General features: G+C 64.6%; 19 protein-coding genes, 1 tRNA gene and 1 pseudogene. 3 read left to right on the forward strand and 18 right to left on the reverse strand.

Annotated elements, in window-relative coordinates; genetic code table 11:
• Nucleotides 1–139: 139 nt before the first annotated feature.
• From AB843_RS07270 to AB843_RS07305, 8 genes are all read right to left on the reverse strand, one after another.
• Nucleotides 140–610, reverse strand: coding sequence for a YbaK/EbsC family protein (locus AB843_RS07270; RefSeq protein WP_048646164.1), 471 nt, complete (start codon nucleotides 608–610; stop codon nucleotides 140–142).
• A gap of 74 nt (nucleotides 611–684) precedes the next feature.
• Nucleotides 685–1,494 (reverse strand): MBL fold metallo-hydrolase, encoded by an 810-nt coding sequence (locus tag AB843_RS07275; RefSeq protein ID WP_048646165.1) that lies wholly within the window; start codon nucleotides 1,492–1,494, stop codon nucleotides 685–687.
• Complete coding sequence (locus tag AB843_RS07280; RefSeq protein ID WP_048646166.1) at nucleotides 1,491–2,279, reverse strand: TatD family hydrolase; 789 nt, start codon at nucleotides 2,277–2,279, stop codon at nucleotides 1,491–1,493. Before AB843_RS07280 ends, AB843_RS07275 begins: the two co-directional genes overlap by 4 nt.
• 5 nt (nucleotides 2,280–2,284) lie before the next feature.
• A complete protein-coding gene (gene metG / locus AB843_RS07285) occupies nucleotides 2,285–3,844 on the reverse strand; it encodes a methionine--tRNA ligase (RefSeq protein ID WP_048646167.1) in 1,560 nt (519 codons plus the stop codon).
• Between the two features lie 115 nt (nucleotides 3,845–3,959).
• Nucleotides 3,960–5,039, reverse strand: coding sequence for a DNA polymerase III subunit delta' (locus AB843_RS07290; RefSeq protein WP_087587056.1), 1,080 nt, complete (start codon nucleotides 5,037–5,039; stop codon nucleotides 3,960–3,962).
• Nucleotides 5,039–5,749 carry a dTMP kinase gene (tmk, locus tag AB843_RS07295; protein ID WP_048646169.1) on the reverse strand — a complete coding sequence of 237 codons (711 nt, stop codon included), beginning with the start codon at nucleotides 5,747–5,749 and terminating at the stop codon, nucleotides 5,039–5,041. Before tmk ends, AB843_RS07290 begins: the two co-directional genes overlap by 1 nt.
• Nucleotides 5,750–5,878: 129 nt before the next feature.
• Nucleotides 5,879–7,039, reverse strand: a complete 1,161-nt coding sequence (locus tag AB843_RS07300) for a D-alanyl-D-alanine carboxypeptidase family protein (protein ID WP_048646384.1) — start codon at nucleotides 7,037–7,039, stop codon at nucleotides 5,879–5,881.
• A gap of 127 nt (nucleotides 7,040–7,166) precedes the next feature.
• Nucleotides 7,167–8,405 carry a septal ring lytic transglycosylase RlpA family protein gene (locus AB843_RS07305; protein WP_048646170.1) on the reverse strand — a complete coding sequence of 413 codons (1,239 nt, stop codon included), beginning with the start codon at nucleotides 8,403–8,405 and terminating at the stop codon, nucleotides 7,167–7,169.
• A 513-nt stretch (nucleotides 8,406–8,918) separates the two neighbouring features.
• Here AB843_RS07305 and AB843_RS24865 point away from each other — a divergent pair.
• Nucleotides 8,919–9,179: a hypothetical protein gene (locus tag AB843_RS24865; RefSeq protein WP_082143696.1), complete on the forward strand. Its 261-nt coding sequence runs from the start codon at nucleotides 8,919–8,921 to the stop codon at nucleotides 9,177–9,179.
• Between the two features lie 267 nt (nucleotides 9,180–9,446).
• Nucleotides 9,447–9,698: a hypothetical protein gene (locus AB843_RS07315; protein ID WP_157384451.1), complete on the forward strand. Its 252-nt coding sequence runs from the start codon at nucleotides 9,447–9,449 to the stop codon at nucleotides 9,696–9,698.
• A gap of 97 nt (nucleotides 9,699–9,795) precedes the next feature.
• Here the strand turns inward: AB843_RS07315 and AB843_RS07320 are convergent, their stop codons facing one another.
• Nucleotides 9,796–10,224, reverse strand: a complete 429-nt coding sequence (locus tag AB843_RS07320; RefSeq protein ID WP_244467922.1) for a TraR/DksA family transcriptional regulator — start codon at nucleotides 10,222–10,224, stop codon at nucleotides 9,796–9,798.
• A 628-nt stretch (nucleotides 10,225–10,852) separates the two neighbouring features.
• On the opposite strand from AB843_RS07320, the gene AB843_RS07325 reads away from it, so the two are divergent.
• Nucleotides 10,853–10,942, forward strand: a tRNA-Ser gene (locus tag AB843_RS07325).
• A gap of 528 nt (nucleotides 10,943–11,470) precedes the next feature.
• On the opposite strand, the pseudogene AB843_RS24870 reads toward AB843_RS07325, so the two are convergent.
• The 9 genes and pseudogenes from AB843_RS24870 to trbK-alt form a co-directional block, all read right to left on the reverse strand.
• Nucleotides 11,471–12,559, reverse strand: a pseudogene (locus tag AB843_RS24870) (recombinase family protein); the annotation flags it as partial.
• Complete coding sequence (locus AB843_RS07340) at nucleotides 12,556–12,957, reverse strand: HVO_A0114 family putative DNA-binding protein (protein ID WP_342021913.1); 402 nt, start codon at nucleotides 12,955–12,957, stop codon at nucleotides 12,556–12,558. The gene AB843_RS07340 and the pseudogene AB843_RS24870, both read right to left, overlap by 4 nt.
• 131 nt (nucleotides 12,958–13,088) lie before the next feature.
• Complete coding sequence (locus AB843_RS07345) at nucleotides 13,089–13,361, reverse strand: hypothetical protein (RefSeq protein ID WP_157384452.1); 273 nt, start codon at nucleotides 13,359–13,361, stop codon at nucleotides 13,089–13,091.
• A gap of 128 nt (nucleotides 13,362–13,489) precedes the next feature.
• The gene (locus AB843_RS07350; RefSeq protein WP_048646177.1) at nucleotides 13,490–13,732 is read right to left on the reverse strand and encodes a DUF2274 domain-containing protein; all 243 of its coding nucleotides are present in this window, start codon (nucleotides 13,730–13,732) and stop codon (nucleotides 13,490–13,492) included.
• On the reverse strand, nucleotides 13,729–14,877 hold the full coding sequence (locus AB843_RS07355; protein ID WP_082143720.1) for a TraB/TrbI/VirB10 family type IV secretion system protein: 1,149 nt from the start codon (nucleotides 14,875–14,877) through the stop codon (nucleotides 13,729–13,731). The genes AB843_RS07350 and AB843_RS07355 overlap by 4 nt, the downstream gene beginning before the upstream one ends.
• A gap of 95 nt (nucleotides 14,878–14,972) precedes the next feature.
• Nucleotides 14,973–16,013 carry a P-type conjugative transfer protein TrbG gene (gene trbG, locus AB843_RS07360; protein ID WP_048646179.1) on the reverse strand — a complete coding sequence of 347 codons (1,041 nt, stop codon included), beginning with the start codon at nucleotides 16,011–16,013 and terminating at the stop codon, nucleotides 14,973–14,975.
• Nucleotides 16,010–16,693: a conjugal transfer protein TrbF gene (trbF, locus tag AB843_RS07365; RefSeq protein WP_048646180.1), complete on the reverse strand. Its 684-nt coding sequence runs from the start codon at nucleotides 16,691–16,693 to the stop codon at nucleotides 16,010–16,012. The genes trbG and trbF overlap by 4 nt, the downstream gene beginning before the upstream one ends.
• A complete protein-coding gene (trbL, locus tag AB843_RS07370) occupies nucleotides 16,693–18,063 on the reverse strand; it encodes a P-type conjugative transfer protein TrbL (protein ID WP_048646181.1) in 1,371 nt (456 codons plus the stop codon). Before trbL ends, trbF begins: the two co-directional genes overlap by 1 nt.
• A 1-nt stretch (nucleotide 18,064) precedes the next feature.
• Nucleotides 18,065–18,457, reverse strand: coding sequence for a putative entry exclusion protein TrbK-alt (gene trbK-alt / locus AB843_RS07375; protein WP_082143697.1), 393 nt, complete (start codon nucleotides 18,455–18,457; stop codon nucleotides 18,065–18,067).
• Nucleotides 18,458–18,461 lie beyond the last annotated feature (4 nt).

Consider the following 18,461-nt stretch of genomic DNA (forward strand, 5'->3'; position numbering starts at 1 on the left):
ACCACCACCCCCAGACAGAAGATCGCATAAGATAGATTATGGAACTTATGAGTGAGGGGCTGTGGCTTGCGCATCGCTTGGTTCAGGCGTGATACTCTTTTGATCTCAGAGCCTTGTCGAGGATGCGTGATGTCGCCGCTTATGAAATCAGATCGGCTTGGACAACGCTGGCGGCGCGGAACAAGGCATTGGGTTCGGCAGCGAACACCGCGTCATGTGCGCCAGCCGCCGCCCACACGACGCTGAAGCCGAGCAGCGTCTTGTCGCCAAAGCGGCGAACGCCGTCCGGCTGGCCGAGTGGCGACACGCCGCCAATGGCAAAGCCGGTTTCATCGCGGATGCGGCGTGGATCGGCGCGCTTCAGCGGCTCGCCGGCAACCCTGGCGGCCTTGTTGAGATCCAGTTGATGCGCGCCCGACACCAGGAACAGATACAGCCTGGCGCTGTCCTGGCCCTCGAAGATGAGCGATTTGACGATCTGCGCGACGCTGCAGCCGCATTGGGCGGCGGCTTCCTCGGCGGTGCGGGTCGATTCTCCCATGCGCCTGATGTCGATGGCAAGGCCGGCCCGGTCGGCCGCCGACTGCACGCGGCTGATGCTCTTGCTCATGAATTTCCCTTATATATCAGATGGATGCCATGATATTCAAAGTTGCTCTAGAAAATACTCATAATACACTGATTTTAAATGGAAATCTCCAAAATCATTCCGTCATAGGCCGGTTCCACGTGATCGGGCGTTTCGCGCAGCACGGTCTCGTAGTCGAGCGGGATGTGCATGTGGGTGAGCACGGCGCGCTGCGGCCTGAGGCGGTCGATCCAGTCGAGCGCCTGTTGCAGCGAAAAATGGCTCGGGTGCGGGCGATATTGCAGTGCGTCGATCACCAGTATCTCGACACCGGCGATCAGCGGCGTGGTCTCGGCGGGAAAATCGCTGACGTCGGGGCAATAGGCGATGCCGGCGATGCGGAAGCCGAGCGACAGGATGTCGCCATGGATCTGCGGCAGCGGGGTGAAGGTCAGCGGACCGCCCTCTCCCACAATGGTGAAATCGTCCTCGTGACCGATGGCGTGCGGCGCGAGGATCGGCGGATAGCTGCTGCCGGGCGGTGTCTCGAAGCAATAGCCGAAGGCGTCGCGCAGGCGCGCCAGCGTCGGCCGGTCGGCATAGATGTCCATCAGCCGGCGCTGGTTGAGGACGAAGCCGCGCAGATCGTCGACGCCGTGGATGTGGTCGGCGTGCGGATGCGTGTAGACCACGGCATCGAGCGCCGTCACGCCGGCGTCGATCATCTGCTCGCGGAAATCGGGCCCGGTGTCGATGGCGACCCGCGTGACGCCGCCGTCGGCGGCAATGCGCTCGACCATGGCGGCGCAGCGGCGGCGGCGGTTTTTCGGGTTGGCCGGATCGCAGGCGCCCCAGTCGCCGGTGATGCGCGGCGTGCCGGGCGAGGAACCGCAGCCCAGTATGGTCAGGCGCAGCCGGTCGCTCACGGGCGCAGGTCCCGCGGCACCTTGGAAAACAGGCGGAAGAAATTGTCGGTGGTTGTCGCAGCCAGCGCCGCCGGTTCGAGACCGATGGTTTCGGCGAGCACCTGCGCGGTGTGGGCGACAAAGGCCGGCTCGTTGCGCTTGCCGCGCTTTGGCACCGGCGCCAGATAGGGCGCGTCGGTCTCGACCAGCAGGCGGTCATGGGGCACGGTGGCGGCGATGTCGCGCAGTTCCTGCGAATTCCTGAAGGTCAGAATGCCCGAGAACGACACATAGCCGCCGAGCCTGACGCCGGCGGCGGCAAGGGCGGCGCCGGACGAGAAGCAGTGCAGGATGAAGGGGAAGGTCCCCTTCCCCGTTTCCTGTTCGAGGATGGCGATCATGTCGTCATCGGCGGCGCGTGCATGGATGACCAGCGGCAGGCCGGTCTGCCGCGCGGCGGCGATGTGGGTGCGCAGGCCCTCGGCCTGGGCCGCGCGCGGCGCCTTGTCGTAGAAATAGTCGAGACCCGCTTCGCCGATGGCGACCACCTTGGGATGCTCGGCCAGCCGGACAAGGTCGTCGACGGTGACGTCAAGCTCCTCATCGGCGTTGTGCGGATGCGTGCCGACCGAACAGAACACCTCGTCATGCGCCTCGGCGATGGCCCGCACGCGCTCGAACTGGCGCACGCGCGTCGAGATGGTCACCATCAGGCCGACGCCGGCCTCGCGGGCACGTTGCAGGATGGCCGGGCGCTCATCGTCGAAATCGGCGAAATCGAGATGGCAATGACTGTCGACCAGCATGCGGTTCAGGCCTCCCCGCCTTCCTTCTTCTCCTCGACATAGCGCGGGAAGACCGGCTGCGGCGCCGGTAGTTCCTGGCCCGAGGCGAGTGCCGCGGCATCGGACAGTTCGGCAAAGCTGCGCTTGTCCTCGGGCACGGCCAAAAGATCGAGCAGCCTGGCCGCCGATCCCGGAATGAAGGGCTGGCACAGGATCGCCACACGGCGCACCAGCTCAGCCGTCGTGTAGAGCACGGTCGCCATGCGCGCCGGGTCCGTTTTCTTCAGCGACCAGGGTTCCTGGCCGGCGAAGTATCGGTTGGCGTCGGCGACAACGGCGAAGACCGCCGCCAGCGCCGTGTGGATGGCCTGCGTCTCCATCGCCTGGCGCGCGGTGGCAAGCGCCGTGTCCGCCGCCGCCAGCATGGCGTGATCGACGTCTTCCAGCGTGCCCTTTTCCGGCACCTTGCCGTCGCAATTCTTGGCGATCATCGACAGGGAGCGCTGCGCCAGATTGCCAAGGTCGTTGGCGAGATCGGCGTTGGCGCGGTTGACGATGGCGTCGTGGCTGTAGCTGCCATCCTGGCCGAAGGGCACTTCCCGCAGGAAGAAATAGCGCACCTGATCGAGCCCGTAATGTTCGATCAGGGCAAATGGATCGACGACGTTGCCGACCGATTTGGACATTTTCTCGCCGCGGTTGAACAGAAAGCCGTGCGCATAGACGCGTTTGGGCAATTCGATGCCCGCCGACATCAGGAAGGCCGGCCAGTAGACGGCATGAAAGCGGACGATGTCCTTGCCGATGACGTGGACGTCGGCCGGCCAGCGGGACCAGCTTTCGGAGCCGGTGTCGGGGTAGCCGGCGGCGGTGATGTAGTTGGTCAGCGCGTCGACCCAGACATACATCACATGCTTCTCGTCGCCGGGAACCGGCACGCCCCAGTCGAAGGTCGAACGCGAGATCGACAGGTCGCGCAGGCCCGAGCGGACGAAGCTCATGACCTCGTTGCGCCGTTCGGCCGGGCCGATGAAATCGGGATTGGCCTCGTAATGGGCCAGCAGGCGCTCCTGATAGGCCGACAGGCGGAAGAAATAGGTCTGTTCCTCGTTCCATTCGACCGGCGAGCCGAGCGGTTCACGGCGCACGCCGTCCTCGCCGACGACCGTCTCGCTTTCGTCGAAATAGGCCTCCTGGCGCACCGAATACCAGCCCGAATAGCGGTCGAGATAGATGTCGCCATTGTCGGCCATCTTCTGCCAGATGGCCTGGCTGGCACGTTTGTGCTGCGGCTGCGTGGTGCGGATGAACTGATCGTTCGAGCCGCCGACCGCTTCGACCATGCCGGCGAAGATCGCGGCGTTGCGGTCGGCCAGCGCCTGCGGCGAAATCCCCTCCTTATCGGCGGTCTGCTGCATCTTCAGCCCATGCTCGTCGGTGCCGGTGAGGAAGAACACGTCCTTGCCGTCCAGGCGCTGGAAACGCGCCATCGCATCGGTGGCGATCACCGTGTAGGCGTGACCGATATGCGGCTTGCCGTTGGGGTAGAAAATCGGTGTCGTGATGTAAAATTTTTCGCGGGCCATACGGGGAGGTTTCCAAGGATGCGGTGCTTTGTCGGATTTGTCGGATTTTCAAACACGACAAAAACAACAGCGCAATACCGCATCGTGCCGGCACATGCCAGCCCGGCGTGCCGCCTTACGCCTTGAACGCGGCGTTCAGGCGGGCGGCGAGCCCGGCGACGTGCTGCTTGCGGTCGAGATTGTAGGTCTCGGCGTCGCGGATCGCCGTGTTGGTTTCGTCCCACAGATCGGCGGCCCTGGCGGCGGCGGCGGCATCGCCCGCCTCGGCGAAAGCAGCCGCGCGCGCGGCGATCATGTCGAGCACGGCACGGTTGAAGATGGCGAATTGCACGTCGCGCTCGCGGCCGTTGACCGCATCGCCGAGACGCAGCGCCTCGGCAATGTCGAAATCGCCGCGCGCCTCGACCAGGCGCTGCAGCACCCCGGCGATCTCGGCGCCGCCGAACTGCGACAGAAGGATGGCGTTGCGCACGCTGCCCCGGGCGTGTTCGGCGACGGCCCGCTCGTCCTGTCCGGCCTCGCCGCCCGCCGCGCCCCCCGAGGCTCCCCCCGAGGCTCCCAAGGCACGCAGCAAACCGCCGAGTTCGTCGTTGCCAAGCGGCTGCAGGCGAACGACCTGGCAGCGCGAGCGGATGGTCGGCAGGAGCCGGCCGAGCGAATGGGCGATGAGGATGAAGATCGTCCGTGGCGGCGGTTCTTCCAGACTTTTCAACAACGCGTTGGCGGCGCTGACATTCATGTCGTCGGCGGGATCGACGATCACCACCCGATAGCCGCCATCGTGCGTGGTCAGCGACAGGAAGCGCTGGATGCGGCGAATTTCGTCGACCGTGATGACGGTCTTGAACTTCTTGTCACGCTCGACATAAGGCCGGGTCAGGTGCAGCAGCGACGGGTGCGCGTCCTGGGCGATCAGGCGGAACATCTGCGCCGTCGTGTCGGGCGCCGACAAATGGTCGGGTGCCGTCGCCGGATCAGGATGGGTGAACAGGTGATGGGCCAGATGAAAGGCCAGCGTCGCCTTGCCGATGCCCGGCGGGCCGGCAAACAGCAGGCCATGATGCAGCTTGCCGGCGCGATAGGCACCGGCCAGCAGGGCTGCGGCGTCCGCGTGGCCAACGAGCAGCGGGTTTTCCGCCGGCTCGGGAATGTCGGGCAGCGTGTCGAACCGCTCCGGCGCGATGCGCTCGAACATCAGGCCCGGCTCCCCTGGCTGGCGGCGGGACTATCTTGAGACACACGGGCTTGAGACACACGATCCCGAGACGCGCGGGCAATGGCGGCGCGGGCCGCCTTCAGGACGCTCGCCGCCACCTTGTCGGGCGGCGCGGACGCGTCGACGACGACGCAGCGTTCAGGCTCAGCCTTGGCGATCTGCAGGAATGCCTTGCGGCGGCGGCGGTGGATGGCCAGCGTTTCCTTCTCGAAGCGATCCGGGGCCTCGGCTGCACCGCGACGGGCGCCGGCGCGCCGCAACCCCTCCTCCGGGTCGATGTCGAGGATGATCGTCAGGTCGGGCAGCATGCCGTTGACGGTGACCTGCTCCAGTTTGCGCATGAACGCCGGATCGAGTTCGCCTGTAACGCCCTGGTAGACGCGGGAGGAATCGAGGAACCGGTCGCAAAGAACATCGGCGCCGCGGGCGATGGCCGGCCTGATCACCTGTTCGACATGGTCGGAACGGGCAGCGGCGAACAGGATGGCTTCCATCGACTGGCCGAACGGTTCGGCGGCGCCCGAAAGCAGCACGTGGCGCACCGCCTCGGCGCCGGGCGAGCCGCCCGGTTCACGGGTGACGACCACCTCGCGCCCGTCGGCGCGCAGATGGTCCGCCAACTGGCCGATCTGCGTCGACTTGCCCGCCCCCTCGCCTCCCTCGAATGTGATGAAGAAACCGCGCGGCACGATGAGCTTCCCTGTTGATTGGCGGCCGGCTCACGGTCCGGCAATCTGCATGCTTCCTACTTAGGCGCTGGGGAAACAAAGGTCCACGCCGCGCCCGGCTTCTCAACACGCGATTGCGAACCGCCTGCTTCAGGATCGGTATTTTCTCAACCAGCCGACAAGCAGCTCGCCGACGGCGTCCATGGCGCGGTCCGAGAGGGTTCCGACGGCCACATCCTCGGCGGCGTAGAGCGGCGTTTCCTGGCTCAGCGTGTCGCCGACCCAGACTTTCAGCGTGCCGATCCGGGTGCCCTCGGTGACCGGTGCAGGAACAGGCCCCTGGTAGACGATGCGCGCTACCAGCCGGTCGGAATCGGTGATCGGCCTGAAAATGGCGATCGGCCCCTTGGCCTGCAGCGCCAGATCGGCTTTCTGCCCGCCGAAGACCGCGACCCGGCCGACGGTTTCGCCGGCGGCGAAGATTTCCGTCTTCTCGAAGGCGCGAATGCCCCAGTCGAGGATTTTCCGTGCCTCCTCGGCGCGCTCGTTTTCGCTGGACAATCCGCTCATTGCAGCGAACAGGCGACGGCCGCCACGATGCACGGCGCCGACGATGGCGTAACCCGAACCCTCGGTGAAACCGGTCTTCATGCCTTCGGCGCCGATGTCCATGCGCAGCAGCGGATTGCGATTGCGCTGCAGGATCTTGTTCCAGGTAAAGGATTCCTGCGCGTAATACTTGTAGAATTCCGGGTATTCGCGCCAGATATGCGTGCCGAGCATGGCCAGATCGCGCATGGTGACGTGCTGCCCCGTTGCCGGCAGGCCGGTGGCGTTGACGAAGACGGAATCCTTCAGGCCGATGGCGCGGGCGCGCTCCGTCATCAGGCGGGCGAAATTCTCCTCGGAGCCGGCCATGCCCTCGGCGATGATGATGCAGCCGTCATTGGCCGATTGCACGATGACGGCCTGAATCAGCGCCTCCAGCGGCACGGAGGATTTGATCTCGGCGAACATGGTCGAGGTGCCGGAGACAGCCCCGCCGGTGCGCCAGGCATGCTCGCTGACGTAAAATTCGTCGCTCAGCGCCAGGCGCCCGCTCTTGATGGCGTTGAAGACGACTTCCATCGTCATCAGCTTGGCCAGAGAGGCCGGCGGCACGGGCGTGTCGGCATCCTTGGAAAAGAGCACCGTGCCCGTCTCCGCATCGATCATGAAGGCCTGTTTGGCGCGCGTCTCGAACAGCTGTGCCGCCGCCCATTGCGTGCCGAGGAGCAGCACGCAAAATGCGGCAGCAACGATGCTCTTTATAGCCCGCCTGTACACCAAACGCCCCAGTATCGCTTCACCAACTTACCTGAGGCGATGGTACAGGTTCGAACAGGCCACGATCAATAGTGATCCGGCAAATAATAGATCAGGGTTAGCGGTCAGCCGGCTATTGGCGGACGATGAAGGCGTCCCCGGCGCCAGACGCCCATGCGGTCTCGAGCATGCGGTCGAGATCCATCCGGCCGTCGGGCGCGACGCTGACGGTGAAATGGACCTGGCCGGTCGCGTCGGCGGACGTTTGCAGATCGACCTTTCCGAGCTGCGCAAGGCGCGCGGCCTGCGCCTCGGCCTCTGCGCGCGAGATCCAGCTGCCGGCGTTCAAATACACGGTCTCAGCCAGGCTTTCCGCGTTTGCGCGGCCGTTCCACCATTGCTCGACGGAGCCCGCGGTCAGCCGTGTGTCCAACACGCTGTCGAAGGCAGACGCGGCGCTTTCGATGCGCTGGTCTGCGTAGGACAGGAGCGCCACATCGGTGCCACCGGAATTGGCCGGTGGGGCGACACGCGGCCGGTCCGGAACAAGCGGGCCGACCGCCGGAAGGATCGTCGCCGCATCGGTCGCGACAGGCAGCGGCGCAGGCGATGCCAGGCCGGGCTGGCCGGCAAAGGCATCGGCGGCCTTGACACCGGGCAGCGAGGCGGTCGGCGTCGTGCCGTTCATGGCGATCATGACACCCGTCGGCAGACCGTCAGAGGGATCTGGCGCTGCGCCGCCGGGCCGATAGGAGGCCAGCAGATACTGGTCGTCGCGCCCCTCGAGCGGCGCGCGGCCGACATATTCGACCTTCACCTGGGCAACACCTGAATGCGTGTAATCGAGCAGTTCGGCGGCACGCTTCGACAGGTCGATCACCCGATCATGGGCGAAGGGGCCTCGATCATTGACGCGCACCATCACCGAATGGCCGTTCTTCGTGTTGGTGACGCGGGCATAGCTGGGCAGCGGCATGGTGGGATGCGCCGCCGTCAGATGCGTCATGTCGTAAACTTCGCCGTTGGCCGTCAGCCGCCCATGGAAGGCATCGCCATACCAGGAAGCCATGCCGACCTTGGCATAGTCTGGGTCTTCCGTCGGCCGATACCAGCGTCCCTTGACCTGATACGGTTTGCCGACCTGGTAGCGGCCGCCGCCGCGCGGCAGGTTCGAGCGCTTGGCGGTGACGCGCGGGCTGGCTTTGACGCCGTATTCGGATTCGGCGAAATACTCCTTGCTGCCCTTCTTGCTGACTGCGACTTTCGGCGTCGACGAGGTGCAGGCGGAGACGAGCGCGGCGCAGGCCACGGCCATGATTGTGGCGGACAAGCGGCGCGCAACGGCGCCGTTCGGGCACTGTCGCAGGCTCATGCGCCCGAATCCGGTCGCGATGTCGAACAGTCACTCATCGGAGCAAAAAATCCCCATCCATGCAAAAAAATATCCGGAAATCCGCTGGTTAGGCGCAACCGCGCCCCGGGACACCCTCCGCATCCCGGTCGCATACTGGTACAGAATATCTTATTACCGTGTAAATCATTTGTGGCAGGAAAGGGGCAGAGGCATCGCAAATGCGCAAAAGGCCTCCCTGCTCATCCCCTGTCGCTCGGTGTTTTGCCCGTGGCCTTTGGTCCCGGCATTTCCTATCGACGCCTCACGCTCGATTTCAGCATGAAACTCGACGGCGTCATGAATACCCGCAACACCGAAGGCCGTCTCGGCTTCGCCTCATGGTTCCGTTGAACTGGAATTCATGCCGCCGGACAGGCATACTCCGCCTTCCCGACAAAACACGGCCATCCAGACCATGGAAACCCGTCAAGGAACCGCAACGCCCCTGCCCGACGATCAGCGCATGATCCTCGACAAGCCGGACATGCCGGAGTGATCGTCCCGCCCCGCCGCCGAGACAATGACTCAGACCGCGATCCAGACCGCGATCCAGACCGCCAGGCCGAATGCCGGACCGCGCTTGAGGCCGAGTTCCAGAGCATCGCCCGCCGTGCCATGGGTGCCGGCTGGAGCGACAGCGAGGTGGAGTTCGCCCTGCTGTGCCTGGCCATCGCCGACATTCGCCACCGCGCAAGCAGCAGGGAGACGGCCGAGCAGATCAGGCAGGCGATTCGTATCGTGGAAGGACGATGACGGATGCAGAGCAAGAACGCCCGCGCGCACCGGCATCCATGAGCAAAGACGCGAGACCCCAATAGCGGTGCACAGGGCGAAATCGGCTACGCAAACCTTTGAGAAGAGACTAGGTCCTGACCCTAGCGCCCGCCCTGTTGCCAGAACCGCGCCGGATCGCAATTTACCCTATCCAAAAGTGGTAGTCGTCATCCGCAGGTTGTGATGATAGAGTTGCCGGCATCATCAAGACAATAACGAGAGTGCAGGCAGCACCAGGGGGGGCACATGCCCAACAGCAGGCAATTGCGGGAAGACAAAACGTCTTTGAACCATCGGCATCTGTGCCGGAAGTCGCTGAAACCAGCCATTCAGAGCATCATCGCCGAAGCGGAGCATTTGGGCTGGTCCAGTCACGAAATCCGGCTCGCTATTGTCGAGATAGCCGTAGAAGGCCTGAAGCAGGCCGGCACAGACATGGCCACAATGCTGGAGCTCAAGCGCATTGCCTGGCGGGTCGAGGTGCAAAGCGCGGCCTGACGAGTTCGTATAGCGCACGAACGCAAGATCCCCGCCGGCCGGCGTCAGCGGGGCGATATCCAGCTTGGTGGAACCCAAGAAACTCCGCGGCATGACCCTATCGGGAGCACATGACGCAGACGGAGAACGTCGGGTCGATGTCCAACCGACCTGACACGATCGGCTCACCACACTGTGCGCAGATGCCGAATTCACCCTCATCGATACGCTTCAGCGCTTGCTCGATCGCCGTCCGCCGCGCCTCTCGGCGGCGTTGAATGGCTTGAGACATTGCTTGTTGCTGCATCGCGTCGATGCGCGAAACCCGGCCCACACTTTGCTGGTCAAGTTCGACCGGCTCAGACCAGGAAGAATTCTCCTTGGTAAGCCGATCGATCTCTGCAAGCTCTGCTTCCAGTCGCGGACGGAAGCGTTCGATGAGCCCCTGAGAATACGCTTCTTCCATCGGTATAGTGAACACGTCGGTCGACGAAACATCAAGGTGGAATCCGAGCGGTTGCAGACCATCGCGGCAGCTTCCTTCCATGATGAAGCGCCATGCGACGGAACCGCGCCAGCAGGTGCAGTTCCGTCCGTGAATCCTGATTTCCGGGGTTGCCGAAAGGGGATCGCGGAACCTCGACGGCGCTCGTGGATTATCTCAGCACATCAACGAGGAGAAGTCAGATGAAGGGTATCGTGCTCTGGTTCATGGGGGTTCCCCTCATCGTCATAATCTTGCTCTACATGTTTGTGTTCTGACGGTCGAAACGGTTACCGAGCCACCGTGAAGCGAACTCCAAAGTTTTGGCGATCGCACCGGTTGCGCGTTTCGCGCTTCCCGTAGCGGTCAGTTTCGCTGGCGGGTGCGCCTCAACCTCCAGCAGAGGTTCCCCAAAATACCCCTCACGTTCGCCTGCGCCTCGCTCGGAAGCGAGCAAGGATGACATCCATCCAAAGGTGGCGAGCGAATGCCTTGGGTACTCGACGATCGGCATCACCCTGGATCCGTATCCGCATGTCATGCCGCAATGCACGCAGAACTCCGGAACAGGTTGACGCTGCGATCAGAAGCGCAGTAAAGCCAAAGCTATGAATGGCATTCGGTAGCAGAATGGTAGAATCGCCCTGTTCGAAGGTGCGGCAGAAGCCAGAAAAGCTAGCGAAATCAATCTGGAGGGATGGCCGAGCGGTTTAAGGCACCGGTCTTGAAAACCGGCGTGGGCGCGAGTCCACCGTGGGTTCGAATCCCACTCCCTCCGCCATTTCAGTCCCAAAGTGGGCACGCCGATGCCCGCCGATTTCCCGCTAGAGACCGAAGTAAGGGCACGCAGTAGTTCGCCCTTCGATCCCATGATGCGAACATGGCCTTCTCCGACCTCGACGCGCTGGGCAAACGCGCGGAGGTGATCCCGCCGGTAGCCGCCGCCGTCCTGCCTGAGCCGCCGCCGCGCGGTCGCGGCGAACTTGCGTAGAACGACTGGCGTCACCGCCATACTGCCGGAGCTTTCGAGCATGGCTTGTGCCCGCTCGGAATCGACCTGTGCTTGGTCGCGTAGCGCCCGAAGGGCGACGAGACGCTCTTTCAGCGCCGGATCGTTCAGATCGGCTACGCCCGATTCGATGGCGTCATAGAGCCGCTTCAAACGAAGCTCGGTCTCGGCCGCGCGACGGTTCAGTTCGGCAATATGCTCGCGGCGACGCTCGGCCCGTTCCTCGCGCCGGTCGAGGATTGAGGCCAGGATCTCCTCCAGCCGCTCGGGCTGAAGAAGCCGGTTCTCGATATGATCGCAGACGATGGCGTCGAGTTGCGGCATCGGAATCGAGCGGCCGGAGCAACCCGTCTCGCCCTGCCGCGCCTTGATCGAGCAGGTATAGTAGCGGTAGCGTCCGCCCTTGCCGGTGCGAATGGTCATGGCTCCGCCGCACTTCTCGCAGTAGCAGATACCCGTCAGCAGGGTCGGCCCGCTGACGACGCGCGGCGGCGTGACCCTGGAGTTGCGGACGCGCAAATGCTCCTGCACGGCATCGAACGTCTCCTGGTCGATCAGCCGCGGCACCGGCACCACGACTATCTCGCTGACCGGCTTCAATTCCTTGGATTTGGAGCGTTTGTTGAACTCGTGCTCGCCGATATAGGTGCGCCGGGTCAGGATGCGGTGAAGCTGACCAATGCCCCAACGCCCGCCGTCACGGGTAAAAATGCGGTTGCGGTTGAGGTGGTTGACGATCGCCTTGACGCCCATCGGGCCGGAACCGCCTTCCCCCTGAAGAGCGAGCCGGTAGATCAGCCGCACCGTGTCGGCGTGTAGCGGGTCGATCTCCAGTTTCTTCTTGGTCTTCGCGCCGCGCTGCTCGGCCGCGACGATGCGATAGCCGATCGGCGGCAGCGCGCCGTTCCAGAAGCCCTGCCGGGCATTCTCCTTCAGGGCGCGCATGACGTGCTTGGCGTTCTCCTTCGACTGGTATTCGTCGAATAGCGCCATGATCCGACGCATCATGTCGTGGATCGGATCGTCGCCCAGTTCCTGGGTGATGGAGATGAGCCGGACGCCGTTCTTGGCGAGCTTCCGATAGTAATATTCCATGTCGAAGGCGTCGCGAAAGAATCGCGAGAAGCTGTGAACCAGCACCACGTCGAACGGCGCAGGCTTGGACGTGCCCGCCTCGATCATGCGCTGAAACTCGGGCCGGCGATCGTTGGTGGCGGTATTGCCCGGCTCTACGAAGGTTTCGACGAGCTGATAGCCACGAGCCTCGCAATAGGCTTCGCCCTGTTTGCGCTGGTCAGGGAGTGACACGTCATGCTCGGCCTGACGCGCGGTGGAGACGCGCAGGTAAAGGGCGGCGCGCGTGGCGACCAGAGGAGATTCCTTGTTCATGGGAGGTCTCCTTCGGCCTCGGCGACACGAGCGCGTGGTTCGGCAAGGCGTAATTCCAGCGACACGCAGTCATAATTGAGTTTGGGGGCGAGCTTCCGGCCGCTGCGCTCCATGCGCACGATGCCGTAGTCGATCATTGTTTTCATGGTGCGGGAAAGATTCGACTTCGCCCGCTCGGTCATCTCCGCCAGTTCCTCGATCGACCCCGGCTCCCGCTCTGCGATGGTGCAGAGCATGGCTCGATTGGTGGCGGAGAGAATGCGCGCGAAGGATTCTGTCGAAGGGAACCAGACCGTCGGGTCGCTGGGACCAGGTTTCTCCTCCCCACGCGCAATCCGCATGGCGCGGGCCTTCATGTCCTCGGGGCTGGCGATCCCGATCCTGAGCGTTCTTGTCACCTGTCGCCTCCTTCCAGCGGCACAGCCAGACGGACGCTCGATGAGCAAGGCGGCTGCTTACTCGATAAGTATCATTATCAGATTACGATATCAACGAGTAATGATCTATTCCCGCCAATCGCCTCTGGGGATTAGCCGGGCTTGCCAAACAGCTCGTCGAGAATGTCGCCGAACCACGCCTCGAACAGGTCGATCTCGGCTTCCGTCACAGGCACGCGATCAGGCCAGTCGTCAGAGACGGTCCAATGGTCGAGCGAAGGGATGACTATCTGCTTCTTCGTCACCCGCACCTGCGGCGGTTCCACTGCTGCGGCCTCATCGATGTAATCGTATAGGTCGTCGGGCAAGCTGCCGGAGACGGCACGCGCCCGACGCCGGATTTTGGTGGCTTGGCGTCGAGACATGAACTCACCGTCCGGTTGGATACGCAGTCGTGGGTCCCCCGATCGGAATATGCGGCACCGCGCCGCCCCACCATCCTGCGAGGTTTGGGGGCAGTGTGAAGTCATGGTTTCGCGATACCTTGATCGCTTCATGCGATCGGAGCGTCGGACGACGCTGATTTTCGGCGAGCTTTCACGAAGCCGCGATCGGTGGCGATGAACCGCTCCAGCATGGGCACGATGAGGCGAACAGGATCGGACGGGCCGTGCCCTGCCTCGCGGCCGAGGATTTCGGCATAGGCGGTCAGGTCGCGGTGCAGGCCGGCAGGCAGCTCCAGCGTGACCTTGATGGGTTTGTCGTCGGCGATCGGGCCTAACTTCAGCTTGGTCATGGCGTTCCCCCATAGGGTTCGAGCACAAGGTCACGGGTGACAATGACGCGCACGGGAAAGCCCGGCCGGATCGTCAGCGTCGGCGCGATCTGCAACTGGCGCTGGACGATCTGCTGGCCGGCTTGATTGACGGTGTCCTGTGCGCCGTCACGGATGGCTCGCACCAGCCGGTCATTATCGTCGGTGGCGAGTTCGGTGCCGATGCCGAGCAGCGTCGAGAGCGCGGCCGCCTTGGCGAGATCCCACCAGTGATAATCGACGCTATCCTCCAGGCCGGCATAGCCTTGCGTATCCGCACCCGGCTGACGCTCCAGCACGATCGACCGGCCGTTCGGGAAGATCAGCCGGTTCCAGACGAGCAGGATGCGGCGCTGACCGAAGCCGACGCCGTTGTCATATTCTCCGATAACGCGGGTGCCCTGCGGAATGAGGAGGATGCGTCCGGTCGGGCTGTCGTAGATGTTCTCCGTCACCTGCGCGGTGATCTGGCCCGGAAGATCGGACCGGATGCCGGTGATGAGCGCGGCGGAAATTACCGCGCCGGCCTGAAGCACATTCGGCGACGCGGGTGCGGCGACGCGATCGGACGAGACCGTGCGCCGGTCGGGCGTCTGGTTGAGGAAGGCGAGCTGGCGGTCCTGCGCCGAGGGCGTAGCAGGCTGGGGCGCAAGGCCAAGGCTGGCAAGATTCGGTGCCGCCGCCGTAGCGTCGGCCGTCGTCGCCGCAACAGGCGCGGCGGTGCGTGTCTCCGTCGAAGCGAAGAGCCGCGCGGTTCTCGCCGCCTCCAGTTCCTGCAAGCGGCGCTGCTCCTCGGCGCTGAGACCGGGCTGGACGGTGGTCGTGCCGGCGAGCGGAGGCGTGACGGGTTGTCCGCGGTTCTGCGCGTCGAGGATCGGTCGGCCGAGATCGCCGGGAAACGGCGGGCCGAGCACCGGCCCGGTATAGTCGCGCGGCAGGCTGTTGAGGCCGTCCGGCGTTGCCCGGTTGTCAGTCGAAAGCAGTTCCTCGCTCGCGCGGCCCTCCTGCGAGTTCTGGAGCGCGTAGATCAGCGCGCCTCCGACGCCGAGGCTGGCGACAAGACCAAGACCGGCGAGCACCTTGCGCGACAGCCGGGTGACGCGCGGCGGCTCGGGGCGGAGCCGCATGGGCGCGACCGGCTCACCGGTCAGCGGTCTGGCATCGTCCGGGGTTTCTGGCGCGTCCGGGCTCTGCGCTTCCTTTTTTTCGGGATCGACCTCGTTCACGATGCGGGCCTCCCGTCCGTTCGGGAAATGCGGACCCGCTTCTGGTTGCGGTCGGTCCCGAAGCGCAGTTCGGCGGCGGCGAAGAGCCGGTCCACAATCATGTGGTGGCCGCGCACGCGATAGTTCACCAATTCGGAGGTGTTACCCTCCGGCCCAACGACGAAGAGCGGCGGCATCTCGCCCTGGCCGATACCGCGCGGAAACTCGATGAAGACCTGCCTTCCATCGTCGAAGGCGCGCAGCGGCCGCCACGGCGCACGGTCGCCCGAAATCTCATAGCGGAAGTTGACGTTGGCGAGATCGACCCCGCTGGCAACGGGCTGCGCCGCCTCGGCCTGGCTGTTCTGGCGGCGCAGCGCGATGAGCTGGTCCTGCGGATACTGCCAGGACACCGATGCCATATAGGTGCGCTCGGTCGAGCGCAGTTCCATGTGGTAGGTGCGCAGGTTAGTGTTGATGACGAGGTTGGTCATCAGCTCTGCGCGCGTGGGTTTCACCAAGATATGGACCTGCCGGGCAGCGCCCGTGCCGCTCTCGGTATCGCCGATGATCCAGCGCACGGTGTCGCCGGCGGCGACGGGACCGGAGCCGACGAGCGTTTCACCGGGCTGAAGGGCGATGTCGGTGATCTGCCCGACAGCGGTATAGACTTGATAGAGCGCTCCTTGCGTGAAGGGATAGACCTGCATGGAATTGATGAAGCCGTCTCGCACCGGCTGGACGCGGGCCTGCGCATTGGCCTGATTGACGCGGGCGGCGGGATCAGCCGGCTCCGGCGTGCGGCGTGTCGTCTCGACAGGTTTCATCTGGCCGGGAAGCGGCAACGGCCGTGGCAGTTCGACCACCGTGACCGGCGCCGGAGGATCGACCGTCTGCACGGCCGGCGCGGCATCGTCATAGGCGATGTCCGGTGGCGGGGTCGTGGTGGCGCAGCCGCCAATCGTTGTTGTGCAGATGAGGACAGCCGCGAAAGCGGATTTACGGAAAGCCGGATGCCCTGCACTCCGGGGGGCGGCTTTGCGGAGTGCGGGGATCATTGTCCAAGCTCCTTCGACCAGTTGATGGCGTTGACGTAGATTCCGAGCGGATTGGCCCGGAGTTTTTCGGGGTCGCGCGGGACCTGCACGACGACGGTGAGGATGGCGGACCAGCGCTCGGTGGAGGCGAGCGAGCCGTCCTGATAGCGGCGCTCGATCCAGGCGACGCGGAAGCTGTCGGGCGATGCGCGGATTACCGAGGAGACTTCGACCGCGATCTGCTGTTTTCCGACCTTCGTGAACGGGTCGTTGGCGCGGGCATAGTCGTTGAGCGCCAGAGCGCCGGCCTGTGTCGTGAACTCATAGGCGCGAAGCCAATTCTGCCGCACGATGATCGCGTCTGCCGGGATCGCCCGGACCTGTTCGATGAAGCGGGCCAGATGGAACGCGATCTGCGGATCGGTTGGCCGATAGTCGGCAACGGCGGGCGCAACGGCCTGCGCCTGACCGAGCTTGTCCACCTGAACCACCCACGGGACGATCGACCCGCTGGTGGATTGCCAGACCAGCGCGGCCGACAGGCCGGCAGACAGGGCAAGCGAGCCAAAGGCCATGAAGCGCCAGTTCTTCGCCTGCACGCGGGCGGAACCGATGCGGTCATCCCAGACCTGCGCTGCCCGCTGGTAGGGCGTCTCCGGCTGGGGTGATTTGCCGTAGTGGGTGGAGGGTCGTTTGAACATCAGCGGTCACTTTCGGAAAGATTGACGGAGGAGCCGCCGCCGTGGCTGTCGCCGCTGCGCACGGAATGGGCGGCGGCCTGAACGCCGTGCGTGAATTGCTGCGAGCGCTTCATGCGCTTGGCCCAGGCGGGCGGGCCGTCAGCGGCGGACGAGGACGAGGCGGCAGGCGCAGCCCCGCCATCGGCGGCTTCACCGCCGATCGTGCCGGCGGTGGACGAACCGCCCGTCACGTCGAACGCACCGCGAGCGCCGGCCTGATAGCTCTGCTTCATGCTGTCGGCGGCTTTCGATGCTGCGCGCTTCAAGGGGGAGATGGCGGCTTGAGCACCGGCGCTGGCGACATTGCCGAGACCGGAACTGACGGCGGACGCGCCAGTCTGGCCGGCAGCGCCCAGGCTGTAGGCGGTAGAGGCGCCACCCGCGAGCGACGCCCCGCCACGGGCGGCAGCGGCAGCCCCTCCCGCGAGAGCGCCAGCACCGCCAGCGGCAGCGCCAAGGGCAGCGCCGCCGGCCATGACCATGCCGCCTGCGGCGAGGCCCGTGCCGACCGCAGCGCCAGCGCCAAGCTGCGGGCCGCCGGAGACGAGGCCATTGGCGATGCCGGGGCCGAAAATGCCGAGGCCGAGCAGCGACAGCGCGGCGAGCACGATCGCCATCGCATCGTCGATGGTCGGCGTCGCGCCGCCGAAGCCCGCTGTGAATTCGGAGAATAGCGTGGAGCCGATGCCGATAATGACAGCGAGCACCAGAACCTTGATGCCGCTTGAGATGACGTTACCGAGCACCCGTTCGGCCATGAAGGCGGACTTGCCGAACAGGCCGAAGGGGATCAGCACGAAGCCCGCAAGCGTCGTCAGCTTGAACTCGATCAGGGTGACGAAGAGCTGGATGGCGAGAATAAAGAAGGCGAGCAGGATCAGCGCCCAGGCGAATAACAGGCACGCGATCTGGATGAAGTTCTCGAAGAACGAGACCCAGCCCATCAGGTCGGAGATGGATTCGAGCAGCGGACGCCCGGCATCTAGGCCGGTCTGCGCGACCTTGCCGGGGCGCAGCAGGTCGGCGACGGAAAAGCTGGTCCCAGACGCCTTCAGGCCGAGACCAGCGAAGCTTTCGAAGACGATGCGGGCGAGATTGTTCCAGTTGCCGATGATGTAGGCGAAGACGCCGACGAACAGCGTCTTCTTGACCAACCGGGCGATGATGTCGTCATCGGCGCCCCATGACCAGAACAGCGCCGCCAACACCACGTCGATGACGATTAGCGTCGTGGCGATGAAGGCGACCTCGCCCGACAGAAGGCCGAAACCGCCGTCGATGTAGCGGGTGAAGACTTCGAGGAAATGGTCGATGACGCCGGTGCCGCCCATGTCAGCGCACCCTCTCGTCAGGAGAAACGGGCGGCCGTGCAGGCTCGGGCGGAATGGCCGCCTCTGTTTCCTTGGCGATTGGATCTTCGCTTGGCGTGGGTGGCCAAAGGGTCGTTGGGGCGCTCGGCGCACCTGATGCCCGTGCGCCCTGCTTTAGGAAGCGGTCACGGTTCTCTGCCCATATGTCGAGGCAGGCGGGGTTGCGCGTGGCGGCCTCGCCCAAATCCCGGCAATGGCGAAGGCGTTGACGAATGTCGCCGGTATCGCTGCGTTCGCGGGCGAGCGGGCGAAGCTCGGATGGTTCGGGCCGGCGTGTGAACTCGATCACGGCGGCGGTGATCGCGACGCCGACGAAGACGACAGCGCCGAGCCGGGCAAGCATCTTGCCGTCCATTGGC

The organism is Nitratireductor soli, from assembly GCF_001050155.1.
Lineage (GTDB): Bacteria > Pseudomonadota > Alphaproteobacteria > Rhizobiales > Rhizobiaceae > Nitratireductor > Nitratireductor soli.